22 protein-coding genes are annotated in these 23,848 nt (G+C 72.0%); 11 read left to right on the top strand and 11 right to left on the bottom strand.

Annotated features, from left to right (window positions below):
- Positions 1-105 precede the first annotated feature (105 nt).
- Positions 106-1,323 (bottom strand): NADP-dependent isocitrate dehydrogenase, encoded by a 1,218-nt coding sequence (locus ACFYO8_RS03655; RefSeq protein ID WP_354870716.1) that lies wholly within the window; start codon positions 1,321-1,323, stop codon positions 106-108.
- Positions 1,324-1,462: 139 nt separating this feature from the next.
- On the opposite strand from ACFYO8_RS03655, the gene ACFYO8_RS03660 reads away from it, so the two are divergent.
- Positions 1,463-2,263: an MBL fold metallo-hydrolase gene (locus ACFYO8_RS03660; RefSeq protein ID WP_354870713.1), complete on the top strand. Its 801-nt coding sequence runs from the start codon at positions 1,463-1,465 to the stop codon at positions 2,261-2,263.
- 48 nt (positions 2,264-2,311) lie between these two features.
- On the opposite strand, the gene mdh is transcribed toward ACFYO8_RS03660, so the two are convergent.
- Together mdh and ACFYO8_RS03670 are read right to left on the bottom strand one after the other, a co-directional pair.
- Positions 2,312-3,262, bottom strand: a complete 951-nt coding sequence (gene mdh / locus ACFYO8_RS03665; RefSeq protein ID WP_354870711.1) for a malate dehydrogenase — start codon at positions 3,260-3,262, stop codon at positions 2,312-2,314.
- 98 nt (positions 3,263-3,360) lie between these two features.
- The gene (locus ACFYO8_RS03670; protein ID WP_354870709.1) at positions 3,361-4,224 is read right to left on the bottom strand and encodes a bifunctional methylenetetrahydrofolate dehydrogenase/methenyltetrahydrofolate cyclohydrolase; all 864 of its coding nucleotides are present in this window, start codon (positions 4,222-4,224) and stop codon (positions 3,361-3,363) included.
- Between the two features lie 392 nt (positions 4,225-4,616).
- Here ACFYO8_RS03670 and ACFYO8_RS03675 point away from each other — a divergent pair, with 392 nt between their 5' ends.
- The 5 genes from ACFYO8_RS03675 (at position 4,617) to ACFYO8_RS03695 (ending at position 10,274) form a co-directional block, all read left to right on the top strand.
- On the top strand, positions 4,617-6,215 hold the full coding sequence (locus tag ACFYO8_RS03675) for an ABC transporter substrate-binding protein (protein WP_354870707.1): 1,599 nt from the start codon (positions 4,617-4,619) through the stop codon (positions 6,213-6,215).
- Between the two features lie 89 nt (positions 6,216-6,304).
- Positions 6,305-7,243, top strand: a complete 939-nt coding sequence (locus tag ACFYO8_RS03680) for an ABC transporter permease (protein WP_354870704.1) — start codon at positions 6,305-6,307, stop codon at positions 7,241-7,243.
- Between the two features lie 18 nt (positions 7,244-7,261).
- Entirely contained in the window at positions 7,262-8,218 is a 957-nt protein-coding gene (locus tag ACFYO8_RS03685; RefSeq protein ID WP_071097812.1) for an ABC transporter permease, read from the top strand.
- Between the two features lie 6 nt (positions 8,219-8,224).
- Positions 8,225-9,262 (top strand): ABC transporter ATP-binding protein, encoded by a 1,038-nt coding sequence (locus ACFYO8_RS03690; RefSeq protein ID WP_355094240.1) that lies wholly within the window; start codon positions 8,225-8,227, stop codon positions 9,260-9,262.
- Positions 9,246-10,274 carry a dipeptide ABC transporter ATP-binding protein gene (locus tag ACFYO8_RS03695; protein ID WP_355094237.1) on the top strand — a complete coding sequence of 343 codons (1,029 nt, stop codon included), beginning with the start codon at positions 9,246-9,248 and terminating at the stop codon, positions 10,272-10,274. Before ACFYO8_RS03690 ends, ACFYO8_RS03695 begins: the two co-directional genes overlap by 17 nt.
- A 217-nt stretch (positions 10,275-10,491) precedes the next feature.
- On the opposite strand, the gene ACFYO8_RS03700 is transcribed toward ACFYO8_RS03695, so the two are convergent.
- From ACFYO8_RS03700 to purN, 3 genes are all read right to left on the bottom strand, one after another.
- Positions 10,492-10,890, bottom strand: a complete 399-nt coding sequence (locus ACFYO8_RS03700) for a hypothetical protein (protein ID WP_354870695.1) — start codon at positions 10,888-10,890, stop codon at positions 10,492-10,494.
- Positions 10,891-11,041: 151 nt separating this feature from the next.
- Positions 11,042-12,616 (bottom strand): bifunctional phosphoribosylaminoimidazolecarboxamide formyltransferase/IMP cyclohydrolase, encoded by a 1,575-nt coding sequence (gene purH / locus ACFYO8_RS03705; protein WP_354870693.1) that lies wholly within the window; start codon positions 12,614-12,616, stop codon positions 11,042-11,044.
- Complete coding sequence (purN, locus tag ACFYO8_RS03710; protein ID WP_354870690.1) at positions 12,613-13,233, bottom strand: phosphoribosylglycinamide formyltransferase; 621 nt, start codon at positions 13,231-13,233, stop codon at positions 12,613-12,615. Before purN ends, purH begins: the two co-directional genes overlap by 4 nt.
- A 179-nt stretch (positions 13,234-13,412) precedes the next feature.
- On the opposite strand from purN, the gene ACFYO8_RS03715 reads away from it, so the two are divergent.
- Positions 13,413-13,706 carry a CD225/dispanin family protein gene (locus tag ACFYO8_RS03715; protein ID WP_354870687.1) on the top strand — a complete coding sequence of 98 codons (294 nt, stop codon included), beginning with the start codon at positions 13,413-13,415 and terminating at the stop codon, positions 13,704-13,706.
- 35 nt (positions 13,707-13,741) lie between these two features.
- Positions 13,742-14,332 (top strand): DUF4190 domain-containing protein, encoded by a 591-nt coding sequence (locus tag ACFYO8_RS03720; protein ID WP_357711086.1) that lies wholly within the window; start codon positions 13,742-13,744, stop codon positions 14,330-14,332.
- 75 nt (positions 14,333-14,407) lie between these two features.
- Here ACFYO8_RS03720 and ACFYO8_RS03725 read toward each other — a convergent pair whose 3' ends face one another.
- Entirely contained in the window at positions 14,408-15,694 is a 1,287-nt protein-coding gene (locus tag ACFYO8_RS03725) for a DUF6350 family protein (RefSeq protein WP_354870681.1), read from the bottom strand.
- Positions 15,695-15,852: 158 nt separating this feature from the next.
- Here ACFYO8_RS03725 and ACFYO8_RS03730 point away from each other — a divergent pair, with 158 nt between their 5' ends.
- Complete coding sequence (locus ACFYO8_RS03730; protein ID WP_354870678.1) at positions 15,853-16,122, top strand: DUF4190 domain-containing protein; 270 nt, start codon at positions 15,853-15,855, stop codon at positions 16,120-16,122.
- Positions 16,123-16,178: 56 nt separating this feature from the next.
- On the opposite strand, the gene sucD is transcribed toward ACFYO8_RS03730, so the two are convergent.
- The 3 genes from sucD to ACFYO8_RS03745 all read right to left on the bottom strand — a co-directional run bounded on the left by sucD (position 16,179) and on the right by ACFYO8_RS03745 (position 19,088).
- Positions 16,179-17,066 carry a succinate--CoA ligase subunit alpha gene (sucD, locus tag ACFYO8_RS03735; RefSeq protein WP_354870676.1) on the bottom strand — a complete coding sequence of 296 codons (888 nt, stop codon included), beginning with the start codon at positions 17,064-17,066 and terminating at the stop codon, positions 16,179-16,181.
- Positions 17,067-17,068: 2 nt separating this feature from the next.
- Positions 17,069-18,247 carry an ADP-forming succinate--CoA ligase subunit beta gene (gene sucC, locus ACFYO8_RS03740; RefSeq protein ID WP_354870673.1) on the bottom strand — a complete coding sequence of 393 codons (1,179 nt, stop codon included), beginning with the start codon at positions 18,245-18,247 and terminating at the stop codon, positions 17,069-17,071.
- A gap of 436 nt (positions 18,248-18,683) precedes the next feature.
- Positions 18,684-19,088: a cobalamin B12-binding domain-containing protein gene (locus ACFYO8_RS03745; protein WP_354870670.1), complete on the bottom strand. Its 405-nt coding sequence runs from the start codon at positions 19,086-19,088 to the stop codon at positions 18,684-18,686.
- Positions 19,089-19,491: 403 nt separating this feature from the next.
- Here ACFYO8_RS03745 and ACFYO8_RS03750 point away from each other — a divergent pair, with 403 nt between their 5' ends.
- Together ACFYO8_RS03750 and ACFYO8_RS03755 are read left to right on the top strand one after the other, a co-directional pair.
- Complete coding sequence (locus ACFYO8_RS03750; RefSeq protein ID WP_357711093.1) at positions 19,492-20,202, top strand: M23 family metallopeptidase; 711 nt, start codon at positions 19,492-19,494, stop codon at positions 20,200-20,202.
- A 262-nt stretch (positions 20,203-20,464) separates the two neighbouring features.
- Positions 20,465-21,220, top strand: coding sequence for a M23 family metallopeptidase (locus ACFYO8_RS03755; protein WP_387188763.1), 756 nt, complete (start codon positions 20,465-20,467; stop codon positions 21,218-21,220).
- Between the two features lie 90 nt (positions 21,221-21,310).
- On the opposite strand, the gene pcrA is transcribed toward ACFYO8_RS03755, so the two are convergent.
- Positions 21,311-23,704: a DNA helicase PcrA gene (gene pcrA, locus ACFYO8_RS03760; protein ID WP_355014823.1), complete on the bottom strand. Its 2,394-nt coding sequence runs from the start codon at positions 23,702-23,704 to the stop codon at positions 21,311-21,313.
- Positions 23,705-23,848: the final 144 nt, after the last annotated feature.

Below are 23,848 nucleotides of genomic sequence, written 5' to 3' on the forward strand. Positions count from 1 at the left end.
CAACGAGAGCGCACCGAGCGAGGTCACGCCGCCCCGACGGCCCTGAGGTGTTAAAAGGGCCCCTTCTACAACGCGAGGCGTTAAGAAGGGGCCCTTCCTTGCACGTCAGGCGGCGAGCCGGCGGGCCAAGTTCTCGTCGAGCGCGTTCATGAACTCGTCGGTGGTCAGCCACGGGGCGTCCCGCGAGATGAGCAGCGCGAGGTCCTTGGTCATCTGGCCGCCCTCGACGGTGTCCACGATGACCTTCTCCAGCGTGTCGGCGAACTCGGTGACCGCCGGGGTGCCGTCCAGCTTGCCCCGGTGGGCCAGGCCCCGGGTCCAGGCGTAGATCGAGGCGATCGGGTTGGTCGAGGTCTTCTCGCCCTTCTGGTACTGCCGGTAGTGCCGGGTGACGGTGCCGTGCGCGGCCTCGGCCTCGACGGTGCGGCCGTCCGGGGAGAGCAGCACCGAGGTCATCAGGCCCAGCGAGCCGAAGCCCTGCGCGACGGTGTCGGACTGCACGTCACCGTCGTAGTTCTTGCAGGCCCAGACGTAGCCACCCTCCCACTTGAGCGCGGCGGCGACCATGTCGTCGATCAGCCGGTGCTCGTAGGTGATGCCGGCGGCGTCGAACTCGGCCTTGAACTCGTTCTCGAAGACCTCGGCGAAGAGGTCCTTGAACCGGCCGTCGTACGCCTTGAGGATGGTGTTCTTGGTCGACAGGTAGACCGGGTACTTGCGGTCCAGGCCGTACCGGAACGAGGCGCGGGCGAAGTCCCGGATCGACTCGTCGTAGTTGTACATGCCCATGGCGATGCCGCTGCCGGGGAAGTTGGCGACCTCCATCTCCATCGGGGCGCTGCCGTCGGCCGGGGTGTAGGTGATGGTCACCTTGCCCGGGCCGGGAACGACGAAGTCGGTGGCCTTGTACTGGTCGCCGTGCGCGTGCCGGCCGATGATGATCGGCTTGGTCCAGCCCGGGACGAGCCGCGGCACGTTCGACATGATGATCGGCTCGCGGAAGACCACGCCGCCGAGGATGTTGCGGATGGTGCCGTTCGGCGACCGCCACATCTTCTTCAGGCCGAACTCCTCCACCCGGGCCTCGTCCGGGGTGATGGTGGCGCACTTGACGCCGACGCCGTGCTCCTTGATGGCGTTGGCGGCGTCGACCGTGACCTGGTCGTCGGTGGCGTCACGGTGCTGGATCGACAGGTCGTAGTAGTGCAGGTCGACGTCGAGGTAGGGCAGGATCAGCTGCTCCCGGATCTGCTTCCAGATGATCCGGGTCATCTCGTCGCCGTCGATCTCCACGACCGGGTTGTTTACCTTGATCTTCGCCATCGGCCGGCGCTCCTCTCGGGGGACACGTGCTCAAGCAGTACGAGCGTACTGGAAACTGGCCGGCAGTCCCCAGGCGGCCCGGGTGGACCGCCGGAAAAGCGGGCTGCGTCGCACCGCGACCCGCTGGCATCATCTGCCGATGCCGCACAACCGCACCCTCGGGTCTATCACGGTCACCGCGCTCTCCGACGGCGAGGGGCCCTTCTTCCAGCCCCGCGGCGAGGCCTTTCCCGACGCCACCGAGACGCACTGGCAGGCGGCCGACCGGCTCGACCTGGGCGCGGTCACCGACGACGGCCGGTGGTGGCTGCGGTTCCGCGCGTTCGCCGTGCGGGTCGGCGACGGGCCGGTCACGCTCGTCGACGCCGGGATCGGCCCGGCCGACTCGCTCGCCGCGAGTTGGGCGCCGGTGCCGGGCCGGCTCCCCGCCGAGCTGGCCGCCGCCGGGATCGATCCGGCCGACGTCCGCACCGTGGTCCTCACCCACCTGCACACCGACCACGTGGGCTGGGCCGGTCCGCTCTTCCCGAACGCGGACCACCTGGTCCAGCGCGCCGAGGTGGACGCGCTGGAGCTGTTCCACCCGGACCTGCCGGCCCGGCTGCTGGCGCCGTTGCGCGCCGCCGGCCGGCTGCGGGTGGTCGACGGTGCGACGTCACTCACCCCCGGGGTACGGCTGCTGCACACGCCCGGGCACACGCCGGGTCACCAGTCGGTGCTGGTCGAGGCGGACGACGACCGTCTCCTGATCACCGGCGACCTGCTCGTGCACGCCATCCAGTTGGTGGAACCGGACCTGGCGTACGCCCACGAGGTGGACCCGGACAGGGCCCGCCACTCCCGGCAGAACCTGCTGGCAACCCTCTCCCCCGCCGTCCTGGCCACTCCCCACCTGACCGCCCCCTTCACCCCCCACCCGCCGCCGCGGACGGGACGGTGAAGGCCCGACGGCGGGAGCCGGCGGGCCTTCAGGCGCAGTGTTCGGGTGTCACATGCTGGCGACGTCGCCCTGCTTGGCGCGGACCGCCTCGGCGGCCTCCTTCAGCGCGGCCAGCTCGTCGGCGTCCAGGTCGGTCTCGACGACCCGCTTCACGCCCTCGGCACCGATCTCGGCCTCGACGCCCAGGTAGACGCCGGAGATGCCGTACTCGCCGTCGACCCAGGCGCAGACCGGCATGACGGCGCCGGAGTCCTCGGCCACGGCCTTCGCCATCCGGGCCGCGGCGGCGGACGGGGCGTAGTACGCCGAGCCGGTCTTGAGCAGCGCGACGACCTCGGCGCCACCGTTGCGGGTCTTGACGACCAGCTCCTCGATCTGCTCGGCCGGCATGACGTCACGCAGCGGCTTGCCGTTCACGGTGCTCTTGGACGGCACCGGGACCATGGTGTCGCCGTGCGAGCCGAGCGTCAGGGTCCGTACCGACTTCACCGGTACGCTCAGCGCCTCGGCGACGAAGTTGGTGAAGCGGGCGGTGTCCAGCATGCCGGCCTGGCCGAGCACCCGGTTCTTCGGGAACTGGGTGGCGAGCTGGGCCAGCGCGGTCATCTCGTCGAGCGGGTTGGACACCACGATGACGACGGCGTTCGGGGCGTACTTGGCGACGTTCTCGGCGACCTGCCGGACGATCTTGGCGTTGGTCTCCAGCAGGTCCATCCGGCTCATGCCCGGCTTGCGCGGCAGGCCGGCGGTGATGACGACGACGTCCGAGCCCTCGATGGCGTCGTAGCCCTCGCCGTTCGGGCCGGTGGTGACGCCGACGACCTTGGTCTCGAAGCCCTCGACCGCGCGGGACTGGTTGAGGTCCAGCGCGAGGCCCGCCGGCTTGCCCTCCACGATGTCGGTGATCACGACGGTGTCGAAGACGTCGTACTCGGCCAGGCGCTGTGCGGTGGTCGAGCCGTAGAAGCCGGCGCCGACGACAGTGACCTTCTTACCCATGGTCGTCCCACTCCCTGATCCCAGTCGGTTTTCCGGACCGTATCAGCCATCCTGGCACCGATCGGGTCAGGGGCGGACGGTTATGACCTGCCTGGGTGTCAGCCCGCCCGCTCGGCCCGTTCCACCACGTTCGTCAGCAGCATCGCCCGGGTCATCGGCCCGACGCCGCCGGGCATCGGCACCAGCTTGCCGGCGACCTCGGCGACCTCCGGGTCGACGTCGCCGGTGTAGCGGCCCTTGCCGTCCTCGCCGATCACCCGCGTGATGCCGACGTCCACCACCGTCGCACCCGGGTTGACCATGTCGGCGGTGAGCAGGCCCGGCACGCCCGCCGCGACGATGACGACGTCGGCGGCACGGGTGTGCGCGGCCAGGTCGAGCGTGCCGGTGTGGCAGAGCGTCACCGTCGCGTTCTCGCTGCGCCGGGTCAGCAGCAGGCCCAGCGGGCGGCCGACCGTGTTGCCCCGGCCGACGACCGCGACGTTCGCGCCGCGCAGCGGCACGTCGTGCCGGCGCAGCAGCTCCACGATGCCGCGCGGGGTGCAGGGCAGCGGCGCGTCGTACCCGAGGACGAGCCGGCCCAGGTTGACCGGATGCAGCCCGTCGGCGTCCTTGTCCGGGTCGATCGACTCCAGCGCGCGCTGGGTGTCGAGGTGCCCGGGGAGCGGGAGCTGGACGATGTAGCCGTGGCAGGCCGGGTCGGCGTTCAGCTCGGCCAGTGCCGTGTCGAGCTGCTCCTGGGTGGCATCCGCCGGCAGCGCGACGCGCAGCGAGGCGATGCCGACCTCGGCGCAGTCGCGGTGCTTGCCGTTGACGTACGCCTGGGAGCCGGGGTCCTCGCCGACCAGCACCGTGCCGAGGCCCGGGGTGATGCCGCGTTCCGCCAGCGCCTTGACCCGGTCTCGTAGCTCGTCCTTGATCTCCGCCGCGGTGGCCTTGCCGTCCAGGATCGTCGCCGTCACGTCGTGATCGTCTCACGTCCGCCGCCGGTGCCGGACGACCACGGCCCACGATCACGTTCCGCAACGTGCCGTACGTCACGGAGGGTAACTAGTCACGGCGACAGGGAGGCCCTGCCGCACCCCGGCGGGCATGCACGGGACGGACGAGACAACCACCCCAGACGCCCCGGGCAACACCCCACCCGACCAGCCGAGGACGAACATACGGCCAGCTAGTGGCCTATCTAGCACGCTGAGGCGACCTTCGGCCACGCGCGGCGAGCACGATCTGTCATCGATTGACCACGCCAATGTTGTCGACCGGCCGAATCGCGACCTACCGTTACGACTCGTTGCGCAGAGTCACCCAGCGTCGGGACGACCGCGCAGCGCGAGGAGATGAGGAGACCCCCATGCGTGTTCGTAGGCTCGCGGCCTGGGCCGCGCTCCCGCTCGCGGTGACGCTCGGCCTGACGGCCTGCGGCTCGGGCGGCAGCGGCGGCGGCACCGGCGACTCCGACGCGGCCGTGCGGATCGAGATCGCCGAGCCGCAGCACCTGGTGCCCACAAACACCAACGAGACGAGCGGCTCCCAGGTCCTGTCGGCCCTTTTCAGCCCGCTCGTCGACTACGACGACGCGAACAAGCCGCACGAGGTGGCGGCCGACTCGGTGACGACGTCGGACAACAAGGTCTGGACGATCAAGCTGAAGCCCGGCTACACGTTCCACAACGGCGAGCAGGTCACCGCCGACAACTACATCGACGCCTGGAACTACGGCGCGTACGCGCCGAACGGCCAGAACTCCAGCTACTTCTTCGAGAAGGTGGCCGGTTACGACGACCTGCAGGGCGAAAGCCCGAAGGCCAAGACGCTCAGCGGCCTGAAGAAGGTCGACGACCTGACCTTCACCGTGACGCTCACCGAGCCGTACGTGGACTTCAGGTCCATGCTCGGCTACACCGCCTTCTACCCGCTGCCCGAGGCGGCCTTCTCCGCGCCGGGCGTGCTGGCCGAGGGCTACGAGCAGGCGCCGATCGGCCAGGGCCCGTTCAAGATGAAGGGCACCTGGCAGCACGACGCCAAGGTCGAGGTGGAGCGCTACGACGCGTTCCCGGGTCAGCAGCCCAAGGTCGGCGGCGTCGAGTTCCGCATCTACCAGCAGCCGACCGCCGCGTACGCGGACGTGCTGTCGGACAACCTCGACGTGATCAAGACGATCCCGACCGAGAACCTGTCCACCGCCGGGACCGACCTGGGCGACCGCTTCCTGCAGAGCCCGGCCTCGTCGCTGCAGGTGCTGGCCTTCCCGACGTTCCAGGAGGAGTTCAGCAAGCCCGAGGTGCGCAAGGCGATCTCGATGGCGATCGACCGGGACGAGATCACCAAGTCGATCTTCAAGGACTCGCAGCAGCCGGCCCGCTCGTTCGTCTCGCCGGTCGTCGCGGGTTACCGGGAGAACACCATCGGCACGGCCGGCGCGTTCGACCCGGTCAAGGCCAAGGCGGCGTACGAGGCCGCGGGCGGCCCGAAGAAGATCGAGCTGTCCTACAACGGCGACGGCGGCCACAAGGACTGGGTCGACGCCACCTGCAACCAGCTCAAGGCCAACCTGGGCGTGGATTGCGTCGGCACCGCCGAGCCGAAGTTCGCGGACCTGCTGACCAAGGTCAAGCAGAAGCAGCCGGTCGGCCTGTTCCGGATGGGCTGGGTCATGGACTACCCGTCCATGGAGAACTACCTCGGCCCGCTGTACAGCAGCACCGGCTCGTCGAACTACTACGGCTACAGCAATCCGGAGTTCGACAAGCTGCTCGCCGAGGGCGCCCGCGCGGCCACCGAGGACGAGGCGATCAAGAAGTACCAGGCGGCGGAGGACCTGCTGGCGCAGGACATGCCGGTGATCCCGCTGCGGTACGGGCAGAACAACTTCGGCCACTCGACCAAGGTCAAGAACGTCCACGTGGACCTGTTCGACCGGGTGGACCTGCTGAAGATCGAAATCGCCTGACACCCCGCTGACGGGCCGGGCCACCCCCACCGGGTGGCCCGGCCCTGGCATTGGCCCGCATTTACCCTGTTTTCGGCAGACTTGCCAGCATGCTCCGCTTCATCCTGCGGCGACTCCTCCAGATGGTCCTCGCGTTCTTCGGGACCACGTTGATCGTCTACGCGCTGATGTTCGCCGGGCAGGGCGACCCGATCCAGGCCCTCGCCGGAGAGCGGCCGGTGACCGCGGCGCAGCGGGCCTACCTGACCGAGAAGTACCACCTGGACGCGACGGGGGTCGGCGGCTTCTTCTACCGCTACTTCGACTACCTGGGCGGCCTGGTCCAGGGGGACCTCGGGCAGTCGCTGACCGGGCGGCAGATCAGCGACATCCTCGCCGCCGCCTGGCCGGTCACCGTGAAGCTGGCCGTGATCGCGATGGCCGTGACGGTGATCTTCGGGGTCACCGCCGGCGTGATCGCGGCCATCCGCCGCTCCGGCGTGTTCGACCACGCCACGCTCGTGCTCACGCTGCTGGTGCTCGGCATCCCCACCATCGTGCTGGCTCCGCTGGCCCAGTACTTCCTCGGCGTACGGTGGCCGGTCTTCCCGCCCACCGCCGGGGCCCAGCCGTCCTTCTACGCGCTGCTGCTGCCCGGCATCGTGCTCGGCTCGCTGTCCCTGGCCACCGCGCTGCGGCTGACCCGTACCTCGGTGACCGAGAACCTGCGCGCCGACTACGTCCGCACCGCCCGCTCCAAAGGGCTGCGGCGGCGCCGCATCGTCGGCGTGCACGTGCTGCGCAACTCACTCATCCCGGTGATCACCTTCCTCGGCGTCGAGCTGGGCAACCTGATGGGCGGCGCGATCATCACCGAGGGCGTGTTCAACGTCCCCGGCGTCGGCTTCAACCTGTTCCGCGGCATCCGCACCGAGGACGGCCCGCTGGTGGTCGGCATCGTCAGCGTGCTCGTCGTGGTCTACCTGCTGTCCAACCTGGTGGTGGACGTGCTCTACGCCGTCCTCGACCCGAGGATCCGCTATGAGTGAGCGCAGCGAGGTGCGGCCGTGAGCGACTTCGAGACGGTGGCGGCGACCGAGAACCAGGCCGCGCGGCGCGGCGTCTCCGGCGAACCGGGCACGCCCGGCCGCGCCGGGCGGCCGGACCGGGCCCGCAGCCTGGCCGGGGACGCCTGGCGGGACCTGCGCCGCAACCCGGTCTTCTGGATCAGCCTGCTGCTGGTGGTGCTGGTCGCCGCGATGGCCGTCGCACCCGGGCTGTTCGCCGCCAACGACCCGCGTGACTGCGTGCTGTCCCGGCAGCACGCCGGACCGTCCGGCGGGGCCATCTTCGGGTACGACTTCCAGGGCTGCGACACGTTCGCCCGGGCGGTCTACGGCGCTCGCGCCTCGCTGCTCGTCGGCGCGTTCTCCGCGCTGATCACCGGCGTCATCGCGCTGGTCGTCGGCATGCTCGCCGGCTACTTCGGCGGCTGGGTCGACGCGGTGCTGTCCCGGGTGATCGACATCGTGCTCGGCATCCCGCTGCTGCTGGCCGCGATCGTGCTGCTCAAGCGCGTGAGCACCAGCGGCGACACGGTACGGCTGTTCGCGGTGATCCTCGTCCTGGCGCTGCTCGGGTGGACCACGGCGGCCCGGGTGGTCCGCTCCTCGGTGATCACCGCCCGGGAGCAGGACTACGTGGCGGCCGCCCGGATGCTCGGGGCCGGTAACGGCCGGATCATGTGGCGGCACATCCTGCCGAACGCGCTCGCCCCGGCCATCGTGGTCCTCACCATCGCGCTCGGGTCCTTCATCGCGGCCGAGGCGACGCTGAGCTTCCTCGGCATCGGCCTCAAGGCGCCGACCATCTCCTGGGGCATCGACATCGACGCCGGCCGGGTGCACATGCGCGAGTCGGCCACCCCGCTGATCGTGCCGTCGACGTTCCTCGCCCTGACCGTGCTCGCCTTCATCATGCTCGGCGACGCGATCCGCGACGCCTTCGACCCGAAGCTGCGGTGACCGTTCATGTCTCAGAACGCGGTCCGGCCCACGCCGGCCTCACCCACCCCGCCGGGCGGGCACCTGCTTGAGGTACGGGACCTGCACGTCGAGTTCCGTACCCGGGAGGGCGTGGCCCGGGTGATCAACGGGGTGACGTACCACCTGGACGCCGGTGAGACGCTCGCGGTGCTCGGCGAGTCCGGCTCCGGCAAGTCCGTCACCGCGCAGGCGATCATGGGCATCCTGGACACTCCGCCCGCGTACGTGCGCGGCGGGCAGATCCTCTACCAGGGGCGGGACCTGCTCACCCGCCCGGAGGAGGAGCGCCGGCAGGTCCGCGGCGCCGAGATCGCGATGATCTTCCAGGACGCGCTGTCGGCGTTGAACCCGGTCTTTCCCGTCGGCTGGCAGATCGGCGAGTCGCTGCGCGAGCGGGCCGGCATGTCCCGCGCCGACGCGCGCAGGCGCACCGTCGAGCTGATGGACCTGGTCCGGATCCCGGCGGCGGCGAAGCGGCTCGGCGACTACCCGCACCAGTTCTCCGGCGGCATGCGGCAACGCGTCATGATCGCCATGGCGCTGGCGCTCGACCCGAAGGTGCTGATCGCCGACGAGCCGACCACCGCGCTGGACGTCACGGTGCAGGCGCAGATCATGGACCTCCTGGCCGACCTGCGCCGGGATCTCGGCATGGCGCTCATCCTGATCACCCACGACCTGGGCGTGGTCGCCGGCGTGGCGGACCGGATCGCGGTCATGTACGCGGGCCGGATCATCGAGCACGCCGGCGTGCACGCGCTGTACCGGGCGCCGGCTCACCCGTACACGAAGGGGTTGCTGGAGTCGATCCCGCGCCTGGACGTGCGCGGCCAGGCACTGTCCAGCATCCGCGGGCTGCCGCCGAACCTGATGGCGATCCCGTCCGGCTGCCCGTTCCACCCCCGGTGCCCGTACGTCCAGCCGGTCTGCGTGGACGAGGTGCCGCACGACCTGGTGCTCGGCGACGGGCGGACCAGCGCGTGTCACTTCGCCCAGGAGGTGCACGATGACCGCGACGGCTGAACCCGCCAAGGTGCGCGGCGAGACGCTCCTCGCCGTCGACCACCTGGTCAAGCACTTTCCGATCAGCCAGGGCGTGCTGTTCAAGAAGACCATCGGCCAGGTCAAGGCCGTCGACGGCGTCTCGTTCGAGCTGCGGCGCGGCGAGACGCTCGGCGTGGTGGGCGAGTCCGGCTGCGGCAAGTCGACGCTGGCCCGGCTGCTCATGCGCCTGGAGACGCCCACCGCCGGGCGGGTCACGCTGGAGGGACGCGACCTGCTCCGGGCCACCGGGGCGGACCTGCGCCGGCTGCGCCGCAACATGCAGATGGTGATGCAGGATCCGTACACCTCGCTGAACCCGCGAATGACGGTCGGCGACATCGTCGGCGAGCCGTTCGAGATCCACCCGGAGGTCGCGCCGAAGCGCAGCCGGCGGCAGCGGGTGCAGGAGCTGCTGGAGGTGGTCGGGCTCAACCCGGAGCACGTCAACCGCTACCCGCACCAGTTCTCCGGCGGCCAGCGGCAGCGCATCGGCATCGCCCGGGCGCTGGCGCTGCGGCCCGAGATCATCGTCTGCGACGAGCCGGTGTCGGCCCTCGACGTGTCCATCCAGGCCCAGGTGATCAACCTGTTGGGGCAGCTCCAGGACGAGCTGGGGCTGTCGTACATCTTCATCGCCCACGACCTGTCGGTGGTGCGGCACATCTCCGACCGGGTGGCGGTGATGTACCTGGGCCGGATCGTGGAGATCGGCACCGAGGAGCAGATCTACCAGCGCGCTACCCACCCGTACACCCAGGCGCTGCTGTCGGCGGTGCCGGTGCCGGACCCGGAGGCCCGCGACCGGCGGACCATCATCCGGCTCACCGGCGACGTGCCCAGCCCGGCCGAGCCGCCGTCCGGCTGTCACTTCCGGACCCGCTGCTGGAAGGCCGAGGAGGTCTGCGCGACGCAGGATCCGCAGGCGGTGCCCCGCGCGGCGGACCCGCACCCCAGCGCCTGCCACTTCGCCGAGGTACGCGCCGAGGCGTGACGACGGAGGCCCCGTCCCCCGGAGGAAGAGGGGGCGGGGCCTCCGATGCGGGCACGCGTGCGGACGGCGGACCCGGACGAACCCGAGAGGGCCCGGCGGCGTGAGGCGCGCCGCCGTACCGGCGCACGGCAGCTCGCGGCGGAACCGCCGGGTCGACGCGGCGGTTCCGGTACGGCGCGAGCGCGGCGTCCCGGCGCGGGCTGCGGGTTCGGTGCGCTCAGGCGGCCGGCGGGGCGCGCGCGGCGAGCGGGCCGCGCGGCGGCAGCGGCACGACCGGCGGTCGGGGCGCGGGCGCGACCGGCTCCGGCACGACCGGGCCGGCCACGCGCGGGAGCGCGGCCGGGGCCGGGTCGTCCGGGCCGTCGGTGTAGCCGAGGCCGCCGCCGTGCTCGTGCCACGGCCCGGCGACGAGCTCCGGCCGGGAGATTCCGGGGTACGTGCCACGCAGCGCGACAGGGCTCGTTCCGCTCGCCGAGGCGGCGGCCGCGGCGGGCGGCGCGTCGGCGAGCGCTGCGACGATCGGTGCGGTGACGGCGGGCGCGGCCGCCGCTCCCAGCCCGGCCAGGACGAACGCCAGCGTGACGACGACGGCGATCAACCGGTCGCGAACGCGCATGGCACACCTGCCGGGCTCACAGACAGCGGAGACGATCGATCGTCGCCGCGCACACGCTAGCAACCGCCTCCGTCGGCGGGCAACGGCCCGGCGTCCGGGTGCGTCCGCCGTGTGGACGACTGACGCACCCGGACGGGCAGGGCCCGACCGGTCAGTGGAAGAAGTGCCGGGTGCCGGTGAGGTACATGGTCACGCCGGCCGCCTTGCAGGCCGCGATGGTCTCCTCGTCGCGGATCGAGCCGCCGGGCTGCACGATCGCCCGTACCCCGGCGTCGATGAGGATCTGCGGACCGTCGGCGAACGGGAAGAACGCGTCCGAGGCGCAGACCGAGCCACGGGCCCGCTCGTCACCGGCCCGGCTGACCGCCAGCCGCGCCGAGTCCACCCGGTTCACCTGGCCCATGCCGACGCCGACGGTGGCGCCGTCGCGGGCCAGCAGGATGGCGTTGCTCTTCACCGCGCGGACCGCCCGCCAGGCGAACGCCAGGTCGCGCAGCGTCGCCTCGTCGGCCGGGTCGCCGGTGGCCAGCGTCCAGCCGGACGGGTCGTCGCCGGGCGCGTCGACCGCGTCCCGCGTCTGCACCAGCACGCCGCCGCTGACCTGCCGCCACTCCGCCGGCCGTACGGCGAACGCGGGCGCCCGCAGCAGGCGGAGGTTCTTCTTGGCCCGCAGCAACTCCAGCGCGGCCTCGTCGAAGCCGGGCGCCACCAGCACCTCGGTGAAGATCTCCGCGACCTGACCGGCCATCGCCGCGCCGACCGGCCGGTTCACCGCGATCACGCCGCCGAACGCGGAGACCGGGTCGCAGGCGTGCGCCTTGCGGTGCGCCTCGGCCACGTCCGCGCCGACCGCGATGCCGCACGGGTTGGCGTGCTTGATGATCGCCACCGCCGGCTGGTCCGGGAAGTCGTTGGCGGCCCGCCAGGCGGCGTCCGCGTCGACGTAGTTGTTGTAGGACATCTCCTTGCCGTGCAACTGCTCGGCCTGGGCCAGCCCGGCCGGCGCGCCCGGGTCGGTGTAGAGCGCTGCCGCCTGGTGCGGGTTCTCGCCGTACCGCAGCACCGCCTGGCGGCGCAGCGCCAGCCCGGCGAACTGCGGCCAGCCGTCCTGCGCCGGCGCCACTGTGGTGGCGAACCAGTCGGCCACCGCGACGTCGTAGTCGGCGATGTCGGCGAACGCGCGGGCGGCGAGCGCCCGGCGCTGGGCCAGCGTGAAGCCGCCGTCGGCGAGCGCGGCGACCACCGCCGGGTACGCCGCCGGGTCGGTCACCACCGCCACCGAGGCGTGGTTCTTCGCCGCGGCCCGCACCATCGCCGGGCCGCCGATGTCGATCTGCTCCACGCACTCGTCGGCGTCGGCGCCGGAGGCGACGGTGGCCTGGAACGGGTAGAGGTTGGAGACCAGCAGGTCGATGCCGGCGATGCCGTGCTCGTCGAGCTGGGCGGCGTGCGCGTCCTTGCGCAGGTCGGCGAGGAGGCCGCCGTGGATCGTCGGGTGCAGCGTCTTGACCCGCCCGTCGAGGATCTCCGGGAAGCCGGTGACCTGCTCGACCGGCGTCACCGGCACCCCGGCGCCGGAGATCGTCGACGCGGTGCTCCCGGTCGACACGATCTCCACGCCGGCCTCGTGCAGAGCGCGGGCCAGCTCGGCCAGGCCGGTCTTGTCGTAGACGCTGACCAGCGCGCGCCGGATCGGGCGGCGGCCGGCGTCCTCAGTGGCGTTCACGGGATGGTGACCTTTCTGCCGGTGATCGTCCAACCTTCACGAACCAGGCGGCCGACCTGCTCGACGAGCTGGCGCCGCTCGGCGGACTTGATGCGCTCGGTGAGCGCGTCCTCGTCGTCGTCGTCGTGCACCGGCACGGCGACCTGGGCCACGATCGGCCCGGTGTCCATGCCGGCGTCGACGAAGAACAGGGTGGCCCCGGTGACCTTCACGCCGTACGCCAGCGCGTCGCGGGGGCCGTGGATGCCGGGGAACGCCGGCAGCAGCGTGTTGTGCGTGTTGAGGTAGCGGTCGCCGAACGCGGCCAGGAACTCCGGGCCGACCAGCTTGAGGAAACCGGCGCTGATGACCAGGTCGGGCCGGTGCTCGGCGACCCGCGCGGTGAGCGCCTTGTCCCAGTCGACGCGGGTGGGGTGGTCCTTGACGCGCTCGACGAAGGACGGCACACCCGCGTTGGCGGCCCGGTCCAGGCCGGCGATCCCGTCCCGGTCGGCGCCGACGGCGACCACCCGGGCGCCGTACCCGGGGTCGGCGGTGGCGTCCAGCAGCGCCTGGAGGTTGCTGCCGGAGCCGGAGATGAGGACGACGAGGCGGGCGACGGACGCGGGCTCGGTCACCGGGCAACCCTATCGGGCAGGTCAGGCGGCTCGGTTACGGGGCGGCAGCCCATCGGCTGACCTCGCCGATGGCACGATCGCGGTACGCTGCCGGTCGCTCGGTGTCCGGTCTCGCGCCCGGCCCGCACCCCCACGTAGAACCCGGCACGCCGCGTGCCGTCGGACCGAGGAGTCTTCGCATGCAGCCCGGATACCCCCCGCAGCAGCCGCAGCAGATCGACAACAACATGACGATGTCCATCGTCGCGATCTTCCTGTTCTGGCCGCTCGCGATCCCGGCCATCATCAACGCGTCGAAGGTCAACCCGCTGATCCAGCAGGGTGACTACGCCGGCGCCCAGGCCGCCGCCGCCGAGTCCAAGAAGTGGTCCAAGTGGGCCCTCATCGTCGGCCTGATCTGGATCGGCATCATCGTGGTGTGTTGCCTCTTCGGCGGCCTGGCCGGTCTCGTCGGTGGCAGCAGCACGAACTGACCGACAACCCGAACCGATCTGAGGAGCACCCAGACATGCAGCCCGGTTACCCCGGACAGGACCCGTACGGCCAGCAGCCGAACCAGGATCCGACCAGTCAGCCGCATGACCCGTACGCCCCGCCGCCGCAGGCCCCGCAGTACGGCCAGCAGCCGCAGTACGGGCAGCAGCCGCAGTACGGGCAGCAGCCGGAGTACGGACAGCAGCCGGAGTACGGACAGCAGCCCATCTCGGGCCAGCCGTACGGCCAGCCCACCTCGGGTCAGCCCGCCTACGGCCAGGACCCGTACGCGCAGAAGCAGCCGTACGGCGCCGCGCCGCAGTACCCGGGCACCGGCTACCCGGCCGGGCCGGGCCAGGCCCCGAGCAACACGCTGGGTCTCGTCTCGATGATCCTCGGTATCGCCTCGATCCCGATGGTCTGCTGCTTCTACCTGGGCATCCCGCTCGGTATCGCCGCGGTCATCACCGGCTACCTGGGCCGCCAGAAGGCCGCGCAGGGGCTCGCCAACAACGACGGTCAGGCCAAGACCGGTCTGATCTGCGGCGCGATCGGCGCCGGCCTGGGCATCATCCTGATCATCCTGGGCGTGGTCGCCAACATCGGCCTGCCGACCCAGCCCTGATCGTCCCCGTTCAGGGGCGTCCGCCGACCGGTGGGCGCCCCTGACGCGTATTCCGGCCCCGCCAGGCGCCGCGCGTCAGCGGGCGCGGGCGAGCGTGCGGGTGGCGGCGGCGCCGAGCACCGCGCCCACGCCGATCACGAGCGTGGCCACCGCGGCCACCGCCCACGGCGACGGGCCGATCTCGGCCAGCCGGCCGCCGCCGAGCGGCCCGCCGGAGGCCGCCGCGAACAGTCCGAGCAGCGCGCCGGCGACCGGCCCGGCGAGCGCTGCCGGCAGCAGCAGCGCCGGCCAGCCCACCTCGGCCCGCTCCTCGGCCGCCGTGCGCAGCAGCCGCCGGGCCAGCAGCCAGCCGGCCGCCATCGCGGCCAGCACCGGCACGGCCAGCAACGCGCCACCCAGCCCGTCCATCGGCCCGCGCGGCAGGCCGGCCAGCAGCGGTACGGCCGGCAGCGCGCCGACGGAGACCTCGCTCGTGCGTACGGCGCTGTCGGTGCCGACCGCGAACCCGGGACCGAGCAGGTAGCTGGCCGACCAGGCGACGGCGTTCGGCGCGTAGGCGAGGCTGACCAGCGTGATGCCCGCCTGACCGGCCACCCCGGTCCGGTACGCCCCGATCATGTCGGCCGCGTCGCCGCCGCCGGTGGCCACCGCCAGCCCGGCCGCACCGGCGCCCGCGCCGCACAGGAGCAGCGCCGCGACCAGTCCGGTACGCAGGCCGTCGCGCACCGGTGGGGGGCAGCGCGTGGCCAGCAGCGCCCAGACGCCTGTGGTGCGCAGCGCGCCGACCAGGGCGGCCGGTACGCCGAACGCGGCGAACGTGAGCGCGGCGGTGACCGGGGAGACCCGCAGGCCACCCGCGTCGACAGCGAGCGCGGCGAGCGCACCGAGCAGCGCGTACCCGATGCCGACGGCGACCGCGACGGTGAGCGCCTGGCGGGGCGAGCCCACCCCGCGTGCCCCGACGGCCCGGCTGACGTGCACCCCGGCGCGGGTGAGCCGCCAGACGGCGAGCGCGCTGAGCGCGAGCGGCGCCAGGCCCAGCGGCCCGGCGGTGGTCTGCAACGGGACCCCGTGGCCGAGCAGCCAGCCGACCAGGCCGGCGCGCAACGCGCCGCCGAACGACCCGGCGTCCTCGCTGAGCTGGGCGAGGCCGAGCACGGCGGAGACCGGCAGCCAGGAGGTCAGCGCCGCCCAGAGCGCGGCCACCCCGGCGGCGACCGGTAGCGGAGCCCGGCTGCGCGGCTCCTCACCCGATCGGGGCGCGGGCACCCGCGCGGCCGGACGGGCGCGGCCGGGCGGCCGGACGCCGGCCGAAGGACCGGTGGCCGGACGGCGGGGCTGATCAGGGGTGACGCGTGACATCGTGTCTACTCTGGCACGCCGCGCGAAGGACGGCAGTCCGATACCGGGTCGGCAGCGCGGCGAGTTCGCCGAACCCCGGCCCGGCGGCGGTGATCCGGTCTAGCCTCGGCCTCAGACGCGACCGTTCCCGTCGCGGCGCCGACCGTCCGGAGGAAGCCGTGCACGCTCCGTATCCGCCGCCACCGCCGCCACCGGCCGCCGGCCGCGACCGGACCACGCTCTGGGGCGTCCTCGGCATCGTCTTCGGCCTGTTCTGCTGCGGCATCCTGGGCATCGTCTTCGGCGCGCTGTCGATCCGTGACGCCCGGCGCAACCGCAGGTCGCAGTTGCTCGGCTGGCTGGGCGTCGCGTTCGGCGTGATCAACATCATCGCCAGCGCCGTCGTGCGCGCCCGGGGCAACTCGTACTACCCGTACTGGTACCGCTGAGCGCGAGGGGGCCGACCGGTAACCCGGTCGGCCCCCTCGGCGCGTCACTCGACCGCTCAGCGGCCGGACATGAGCTCCCGCATCAGGTTGGCGGTCTCGGTCGGGGTCTTGCCGACCTTGACGCCCACCGCCTCCAGCGCTGCCTTCTTCGCGTCGGCGGTGCCCGCCGAGCCCGAGATGATGGCGCCGGCGTGGCCCATCGTCTTGCCGGGCGGGGCGGTGAAGCCGGCGATGTAGCCGACCACCGGCTTGGTGACGTTGGCCTTGATGAACTCGGCCGCCCGCTCCTCGGCGTCGCCACCGATCTCACCGATCATGACGATCGCGTCGGTCTCCGGGTCCGCCTCGAAGGCGGCCAGGGCGTCGATGTGGGTGGTGCCGATGATCGGGTCACCGCCGATGCCGACGCAGGTGGAGAAGCCGATGTCGCGCAGCTCGTACATCATCTGGTAGGTCAGCGTGCCGCTCTTGCTGACCAGGCCGATCCGGCCGGAGCCGGTGATGTCGGCCGGGATGATGCCGGCGTTGGACGCGCCCGGCGAGGCGATGCCCGGGCAGTTCGGGCCGATGATCCGGGTCCGCTCGCCCTTGGACTGGTTGTACGCCCAGAAGGCGGCGGTGTCGTGCACCGGCACGCCCTCGGTGATCACCACGGCCAGGTCGATGCCGGCGTCGATCGCCTCGACCACAGCGGCCTTGGTGAACTGCGGCGGCACGAAGATGACGGTGACGTCCGCGCCGGTGTCCTTCATCGCGTCCGCGACGGAGGCGAAGACGGGCAGCTCGGTGCCGTCGAAGTCGACAGTGGTGCCGGCCTTGCGCGGGTTGACGCCGCCGACCACGTTGGTGCCGGCGGCGAGCATCCGCCGGGTGTGCTTGGAACCCTCGGAACCGGTCATCCCCTGCACGATGACCTTGGAGTCCTTGGTCAGCCAGATAGCCATTGTCAGACCCCCGCAGCTGCCAGCTCGGCGGCCCGCTCGGCCGCGCCGTCCATGGTGTCGACCCGCTGGATCAGCGGGTTGGCCGCGCCGTCGAGGATGGCCCGACCGGCCTCGGCGTTGTTGCCGTCGAGGCGCACGACGAGCGGCTTGGTGGCCTTCTCGCCCCGCTGCTCCAGCAGCGCCAGCGCCTGCACGATGCCGTTCGCCACCGCGTCACAGGCGGTGATGCCGCCGAACACGTTGACGAAGACGCTCTTGACCGACGGGTCGGACAGGACGATCTCCAGGCCGTTCGCCATCACCTCGGCGCTCGCGCCGCCGCCGATGTCGAGGAAGTTGGCCGGCTTCACGCCGCCGTGCCGCTCGCCCGCGTACGCGACCACGTCGAGCGTGGACATGACCAGGCCCGCGCCGTTGCCGATGATGCCGACCTCGCCGTCGAGCTTGACGTAGTTGAGGTCCTTGGCCTTCGCGGCCTGCTCCAGCGGGTCCACCGACGCCTGGTCGACCAGGGCCTCGTGGTCCGGGTGCCGGAACGCGGCGTTCTCGTCCAGGGTGATCTTGGCGTCCAGGAGCAGCAGCTTGCCGTCCTTGGTGGTGGCCAGCGGGTTCACCTCGACGAGCGTGGCGTCCTCGGCCACGAACGCCTGCCAGAGCTTGACCGCGACGTCGACCACCTGGTCGGCGATCTCGGCCGGGAAACCGGCCGCGGTGACGATCTCCCGGGCCTTGGCCTCGTCCACGCCGGTGTTGGCGTCGATCGGCGCCTTCACGACCCGGTCCGGGGTCTCGGCCGCGACCTGCTCGATGTCCATGCCGCCGGCCACGCTGGCGATGCAGAGGAAGGTGCGGTTCGCCCGGTCGAGCAGATAGGAGAAGTAGTACTCCTCGGCCACGTCCGCGGTCACGGTGATCATGACCTTGTGGACGGTGTGACCCTTGATGTCCATGCCGAGGATGTCGGTGGCCCGGGCCACCGTCTCCTCCGCGCCCTCGGCCAGCTTCACGCCGCCGGCCTTGCCGCGGCCACCGACCTTCACCTGCGCCTTGACGACCACCCGGCCGCCGAGGCGTTCGGCGATCGCGCGGGCCTCTTCCGGGGTAGTGGCGACGCCGCCGGCGAGCACGGGCAAGCCGTGCCGCTCGAAGAGGTCCCGCCCCTGGTACTCGTACAGGTCCACGATTGCGCGTCCCGTCCCGTCTCCGCGGCGCGCCGTCGCGCCGCCACCAGCTTCGGAAATCAGTTTGACGCCTGTCATCAGATGAGACAGGCCATTTGCCGCAGCCTAACGAGATGGGAACGGGCGGCAACCGAGCGGGTGCGCGGTGTGCGGTAATGCACAGGCCGGGCTCGGCCGGCCCGGTCACCGCCGCGTCGGCGCGGGCGGGCGTCAGCCGTCCGGGGGATGTCCGGCCCGGGGCGTAACCGCCCGTCGGGGGCCTCGTTGAGTGTGATGTCGGCGCGCTGGTCAAGCGCGACGACGGGAGCGGCCGATGCCCTGTCGGTCGAGGGGTGGCGGCGGGGCATCGTGCATAGAGGGGCCGGGCGTGTGAGGGGTGCGTCCGGCCCCTCCCCCGTGCCCGGGGGAGGGAACGCGAGGCCGCAGACGCGGCGGGTCAGCCGACCGGCTGGGCGACGTTCTCCCGGACCCACTCGACGATCGAGCCGGTGGTCGCGCCCGGGGTGAAGATCTTCGCGACGCCGAGCCGCTCCAGCTCCGGGATGTCGGCGTCGGGGATGATGCCGCCGCCGAACACCACGATGTCGGTGGCGTCGCGCTCGCCGAGCAGTTCGACGACGCGCTTGAACAGCGTCATGTGCGCGCCGGAGAGCACCGACAGGCCGACTGCGTCCGCGTCCTCCTGGATGGCGGTCTCGACGATCTGCTCGGGCGTCTGGTGCAGGCCCGTGTAGATGACCTCCATGCCCCCGTCGCGCAGGGCGCGGGCGACCACCTTGGCCCCCCGGTCGTGGCCGTCAAGGCCGGGCTTCGCGACGACGACCCGGATACGAGAGCTCATCTGCGCACACCTTTCACCGGCACTCCTGACCTGAACGAACGGTAACCCGGCCGGACGGGAGGCGGGAAGCCGGGCCGGAACCGTCCCACAACCGGGCCCGTCCCTCTACCGCCCATGCCCCCACGCGGAAAGCCGGACACCTCCGCCGTTCGGTCACTGTCCGCGACGAATGGGCAGTCAACAGGCATCCGACCGGCGACACGAGATATAACAAGATCGGATAGAATTGGACATAACGAATCAGCAGTTCGGCGCTTCGGCTTGTGACAGGAGTGGCTGTTGGCTAACGTGACCACGGTTGTCATCAGGTCCACGGACGGGTGACGACGCGACACCGGAGTTTCCACCGAGCTCCACCGAACGGTCCGGAGTCGCATCGGATCCCCGACAACGGAGGGTGTGCGTGCGCCAGCGCCTGTCGTCTGAGCCCGATCGCTATCGCGGCCGCCGCCGCGTACCCACCCCACCGCGGAGCCGCTACGCGGCGGTGGTCACCACCGCGTTCGTCGGCGCCGGCATCGTCGCCATCGGCGCGAACGCCCTCCCCGACGCCAAGAGCGTCAACCCGTCGGTCCTCGACGAGCTCCGGCAGGCCTCGGTCGCCAGCCAGGACGCCGCCGACCGTGGCAAGAGCGCGGACGCCGCCTCCCGCTCCGACCGCTCCGACAGCAAGGCCGCCGAGCAGGACCCGTGGCTCCTGCCGCTGCACGGCTACGACTTCAAGTCCCCCTACGGCATGCGCTGGGGCAAGCTGCACACCGGCGTCGACCTGGTCGCCTCGGAAGGCACGCCCTACAAGGCGATCCACGCCGGCACGGTCACCAAGGCCGGCTGGTTCGGCGGCTACGGCTACGCCGTCATCGTCAAGCACGCCGACGGCAGCGAGGCCATCTACGGCCACTCCTCCGCCGTGACGGTCAAGGAAGGCCAGGAGGTGAGGGCCGGCGACCAGCTCGGCCTGGTCGGCAACACCGGCCACTCCTACGGCTCCCACCTGCACCTCGAGATCCATGTCAAGGGCCAGCCGCAGGACCCGGTGGCATACCTCAAGGACCGCGGCGTGAACATCCAGCTCGAACTCGAAGAGTTCTACAGCGACGCAGCCGCTTCCTGACGCTCCGTAACGCCTCTTAACCGCCCGGACCGCACGGTCCGGGCGGTTTCGTCTGTGCCGATGTATCCCACGTCACATCCGCGAGTGTGAGTGGGACCACGGTGGTCGAAGATCGACTCTTCGACCGAACCGGTCGCGCGGCGGGAAACCGGACGCGCCGTGACGGCCCACGCCGCCGCCTCCGCACCCCCGATACCCGCTGCGAGCTGCGCCGACACCAGTATTTCGAGGTCACGTGCCCCTCGAACCGATGAAGGATCCCGTGCAGCACAGCAGCCCCACCCCGGACAACGCCCCCGCCCGGCCCCGGCGCCCGCGCCCCGCCCGGCGTACCGTCTACGTGGTCACCGGCGCGGTGGCCCTGCTCGGCCTCGGCATCGGCGGCGTGGTCGTCACCACCGCCCCGACGCCGGCCGCCGTCGACCTCGGCGTAGCGGCCCGCGCCGACGACGCCGCCCGCGCCGACCGCTCGGCCCGCGAGCCGGTCACCCCGTCCGCCGTTCCGGCCAGCCCTTCGCCGAGCGCGAGCGCGACCACCCCGGCGCCGAGGAAGCCGAAGAAGACGGCGACCGCGAAACCCAAGCCGAAGCCCAAGAGGACGACAGCGGCGAAGAAGCCGGCCTGGGTCATCCCGATGAAGGGCGCCGGCATCACCTCCTGCTACGGGCCCCGCTGGGGCACCCAGCACGCCGGCATCGACTTCGCCATGCCGGCCGGCACGCCGATCCACGCCGCCGCGGCGGGCACCGTGGTCAAGGCCGGTGACGTGGGCGACGGGTACGGCATCTCCGTCTTCATCGACCACCACAACGGCTACCTGACCCACTACGCCCACCAGAGCCGGCTCGCCGTCGGCGTGGGCGACAAGGTCACCGCCGGTCAGGTCATCGGCTACGAGGGCTCCACCGGCGACTCCACCGGCCCGCACCTGCACTTCGAGGTGCACCAGGGCGCGATGTGGAGCCAGATCGACCCGGCGCCGTTCCTGCGCGCACGGGGCGTCGGCGTGGCCTGCTGACGCGAGGTGGTCCGTCGGCGTGGCCGAGCCGCCGCCGGGCGGCCCGGCCGCGTCCGGGGGTTGAGTGGGCCGGTCAGGACCGCCCGACGCTCACAGCTTGTCGATCGGGGCGTGCCGCAGCACCAGCCACATGGTCTGGTCGCCGAAGTCGATCTGCGCACGGGCGCCCGGCCCGGCCCCCTCCACCGCCAGCACCCGGCCCAGGCCGTACCGCTGGTGGTTGACCCGGTCGCCGGCCGAGACCTTCGGGGCCTGCTTCAGCTCGCTCGCGGTGGACAGCCGGCTGGCGTCCACGCCCAGCCGCTTGGCCAGCTCGGTCGCCTTGGGCGTGCCGCCGGCGAAGCCGCCGCGGCCCAGCCGGTCCGCCCGGCCGCCGACGCCGCCGCCTCCGCCACCCCACGAGGTGTACGACCCCTCGGTGCGCTCCCAGCGGACCAGCTCCGGCGGCAGCTCCTCCAGGAACCGCGACGGCGGGTTGTACGCGGGCGCGCCCCAGGCCGACCGGGTCACCGCGCGGGACAGGTAGAGGCGCTGGCGGGCCCGGGTGATGCCCACGTACGCCAGCCGCCGCTCCTCCTCCAGCTCACGGGTGTCGCCGAGCGAGCGCAGGTGCGGGAAGACGCCGTCCTCCAAGCCGGTCAGGAAGACCACCGGGAACTCCAGGCCCTTCGCGGTGTGCAGAGTCATCAGGGTGACCACGCCCTGGTGGTCCGGATCGTCGGACGGGAGCTGGTCGGCGTCGGCGACGAGCGCCACCTGCTCCAGGAAGCCGGCCAGGGTGGCCCGCTCGTCGTCGGCGCCGAGCGCCTCGATCCGCTCGGTGTACTCCCGGGCGACGCTCACCAGTTCCTGGAGGTTGTCCACCCGGCCGGCGTCCTGCGGGTCGAGGCTCTCCTCCAGCTCGGCCAGGTAGCCCGAGCGGGTCAGCACCGCCTCCAGCACCTCCTCCGGCGTGCCGGTGTCGGCCATCTCCCGCGCCGCGTCGAGCAGCGCGACGAACTCGGCGATGCCGTTCGCCGCCCGGGTGGAGATGCCCGGCGCGTCCTTGGCCCGGCGCAGCGCGGCGCCGAAGGAGATGCGGTCCCGCGCGGCCAGCGCCTCCACGCACGCCTCGGCCCGCTCGCCGATGCCCCGGCGGGGGGTGTTGAGAATCCGGCGCAGGCTGACCGTGTCGTCGTCGTTCACCACGGCGCGCAGGTAGGCGAGCGCGTCGCGGACCTCCTTGCGCTCGTAGAAGCGCACCCCGCCGACCACCTTGTAGGGCAGGCCGACCCGGATGAACACCTCCTCGAACACCCGGGACATGGCGTTGGTGCGGTAGAACACCGCCACGTCGCCCGGGCGGGTCTCGCCGTCGTCGACCAGCCGGTCGATCTCCCGGGCCACCCAGTCGGCCTCGGCGTGCTCGGTGTCGGCGACGTACCCGACGATCTGCTCACCGGACCCGGCGTCGCTCCACAGCCGCTTCGGCTTGCGGGAGGTGTTGCGGTCGATCACCGCGTTCGCCGCGTTGAGGATGGTCTGGGTCGAGCGGTAGTTCTGCTCCAGCAGGATCGTGCGGGCGTCGGTGAAGTCCCGCTCGAACTCCAGGATGTTGCGGATGGTCGCGCCGCGGAACGCGTAGATCGACTGGTCGGCGTCGCCGACCACGCACAGCTCGGCCGGCGGGATCCCCTCGGTCCCGGAGACCAGCTCCTTGATCAGCACGTACTGGGCGTGGTTGGTGTCCTGGTACTCGTCGACGAGCACGTGCCGGAACCGGCGCCGGTAGCTCTCCGCCACGTGCGGGTGCGACTGGAGCAGATGCACCGTCGTCATGATCAGGTCGTCGAAGTCCAGCGCGTGCGCCTCGCGCAGCCGCCGCTGGTAGAGCGTGTACGCCTCGGCCAGCGCCCGCTCGTTGGGCCCCTTGGCCCGGCAGGCGAACTCCTCCGGGTCGACCAGCTCGTTCTTCAGGTTCGACACCTGGGCGGCCAGGCCCCGGGCCGGGTAGCGCTTCGGGTCCAGATCCAGCTCGCGGACGACCATCTGCATCAACCGGCGCGAGTCGTCCGCGTCGTAGATCGAGAACGTCGACTTCAGGCCGGCGTGCTCGTGCTCGGCCCGCAGGATGCGTACGCAGGCCGAGTGGAACGTCGAGACCCACATGAGCCGGGCGCGCGGGCCGACCAGCGCGGCCACCCGCTCCTTCATCTCACCGGCGGCCTTGTTCGTGAACGTGATCGCGATGATCTCGCCGGGATGCACGTCGCGGGCGGCGAGCAGGTAGGCGATCCGGTTGGTGAGCACCCGGGTCTTGCCGGAGCCGGCGCCGGCCACGATCAGCAGCGGGGAGCCGGCGTGGGTCACGGCGTCCCGCTGGGGGCCGTTCAGGCCGTCGAGGAGGGCACCCGGGTCCGGCCCAGGGCGTCCGGGGCGGCGCGGCGGGGTCGGCCGGGACTCCGGCGCGGGCGGGGACGCGGGAATGTCGAAGAGAGGATGCATCGCAGCCCGAGTCTATGCCGCCCGGCGGACACTTCCCCGCCCGCGCCGCCGGTCGGCGCACCGGCACGTCTCACCTGTTGGTGCGTCTTCTTGCGCGCGCGCCCGGGTGGTCGGCATACTCGACGCGTGTTCGATCAGCGCTTC

The sequence above is a fragment of the Micromonospora sp. NPDC005257 genome, from assembly GCF_042872445.1.
Classification (GTDB): domain Bacteria; phylum Actinomycetota; class Actinomycetes; order Mycobacteriales; family Micromonosporaceae; genus Micromonospora.

Coding starts and splice junctions, on each gene's coding strand:
- ACFYO8_RS03745 (WP_354870670.1), bottom strand. CDS start 19,088: ATGAGCTCTCGTATCCGGGTCGTCGTCGCGAAGCCCGGCCTTGACGGC.
- ACFYO8_RS03725 (WP_354870681.1), bottom strand. CDS start 15,694: ATGTCACGCGTCACCCCTGATCAGCCCCGCCGTCCGGCCACCGGTCCT.
- pcrA (WP_355014823.1), bottom strand. CDS start 23,704: ATGCATCCTCTCTTCGACATTCCCGCGTCCCCGCCCGCGCCGGAGTCC.
- ACFYO8_RS03655 (WP_354870716.1), bottom strand. CDS start 1,323: ATGGCGAAGATCAAGGTAAACAACCCGGTCGTGGAGATCGACGGCGAC.
- ACFYO8_RS03675 (WP_354870707.1), top strand. CDS start 4,617: ATGCGTGTTCGTAGGCTCGCGGCCTGGGCCGCGCTCCCGCTCGCGGTG.
- mdh (WP_354870711.1), bottom strand. CDS start 3,262: ATGGGTAAGAAGGTCACTGTCGTCGGCGCCGGCTTCTACGGCTCGACC.
- ACFYO8_RS03680 (WP_354870704.1), top strand. CDS start 6,305: ATGCTCCGCTTCATCCTGCGGCGACTCCTCCAGATGGTCCTCGCGTTC.
- ACFYO8_RS03700 (WP_354870695.1), bottom strand. CDS start 10,890: ATGCGCGTTCGCGACCGGTTGATCGCCGTCGTCGTCACGCTGGCGTTC.
- ACFYO8_RS03690 (WP_355094240.1), top strand. CDS start 8,225: ATGTCTCAGAACGCGGTCCGGCCCACGCCGGCCTCACCCACCCCGCCG.
- ACFYO8_RS03715 (WP_354870687.1), top strand. CDS start 13,413: ATGCAGCCCGGATACCCCCCGCAGCAGCCGCAGCAGATCGACAACAAC.
- sucD (WP_354870676.1), bottom strand. CDS start 17,066: ATGGCTATCTGGCTGACCAAGGACTCCAAGGTCATCGTGCAGGGGATG.
- ACFYO8_RS03660 (WP_354870713.1), top strand. CDS start 1,463: ATGCCGCACAACCGCACCCTCGGGTCTATCACGGTCACCGCGCTCTCC.
- ACFYO8_RS03695 (WP_355094237.1), top strand. CDS start 9,246: ATGACCGCGACGGCTGAACCCGCCAAGGTGCGCGGCGAGACGCTCCTC.
- ACFYO8_RS03720 (WP_357711086.1), top strand. CDS start 13,742: ATGCAGCCCGGTTACCCCGGACAGGACCCGTACGGCCAGCAGCCGAAC.